Consider the following 1,158-nt stretch of genomic DNA (forward strand, 5'->3'; position numbering starts at 1 on the left):
CGTATTTTGACTTGGTGATCTAGCCGACCCAAATATTCGAGCTCCCCTTGATCCGTCCAACGAACCAAATCTCCGGTCTTATACAGCCGAGCGTCAGCACCATCATCAGCTTCCCTGTATGGATTACTGGTGAAGACTTGACTCGTCAAGTCTTCACGATTTAAGTATCCCCTAGCTAGACCCGCGCCACCAATATAGAGCTCTCCCGGGCACCCGTGAGGGACAAGCAACCTTTGTTCATCAAGAACATACAGCTTTATATTGCTAATAGGTCGGCCGATAAGCACTTTTTCCCTGCCCAGATGTCTTCTGCAATGCCAATGACTAACGTCAATTGCCGCTTCGGTCGGGCCGTACAAATTAAAAAGCTCACTTTTATTAGATGCTTTATAGAACTGGTTTACGACCGCAGAAGGCAAGGCCTCACCACTACAATACACGTGCCGCACAGAATGGCATTCTTCCCATCGATTGGAATCGAGAATAACCTTCAACATTGAGGGAACAAAGTGCAGCCTTGTAACACCCTCCTTTACAATTAGGTCACAAAGATAATCAGGATCTTTGTGACCACCCGGACGGGCCACCAAAAGTTTCGCACCTTGAGCAAGAGGCCAGAAAAATTCCCAAACAGATACATCAAAGCTGAACGGTGTTTTTTGTAGTACGGTGTCGACATTGCAAAGGCAATACTCATCTTGCATCCACCGAATTCGATTATGTAATGGCGAATGTTCTACCATCACGCCTTTTGGCGTTCCGGTAGAACCTGAGGTATAAATTACATACGCAAGGTGCGAGGACGTAAGACCCAGCCCCTGAACCGGCAGGTTGCGAGTGCTTTGACCCGCCAACCGATCTTGAACGCTCTCATCATCAAAAAGTAAGGCCTGCGATTGGCTAATCCCGGTGCGCTCTAGTAAGGACGAGTGTGTCAGAACCGTCCCCAAACTCGCATCCTGTAACATGTACGCTATGCGCGATGACGGGTAGTCCGGATCAATCGGCACATACGCCCCTCCGGCCTTAATAATTCCCAAAAGGCCAATCACCATCTCGACAGAGCGCTCAACGCACAACCCAACCAACGTGTCAGGCTCAACACCTCGTTCTGCAACTAGATAATGCGCCAGCTGGTTCGACCTCTCATTGAGCTGC

At 49.1% G+C, this 1,158-nt stretch carries 1 protein-coding gene; it reads right to left on the reverse strand.

Annotated features, from left to right (window positions below):
* Window positions 1-1,158: non-ribosomal peptide synthetase (locus QWI17_RS16520; RefSeq protein WP_302723630.1), on the reverse strand; the 1,158-nt coding region annotated here is incomplete at both ends.

This window comes from Gilvimarinus gilvus (genome assembly GCF_030518155.1).
In the GTDB taxonomy this organism is placed as follows: domain Bacteria; phylum Pseudomonadota; class Gammaproteobacteria; order Pseudomonadales; family Cellvibrionaceae; genus Gilvimarinus; species Gilvimarinus gilvus.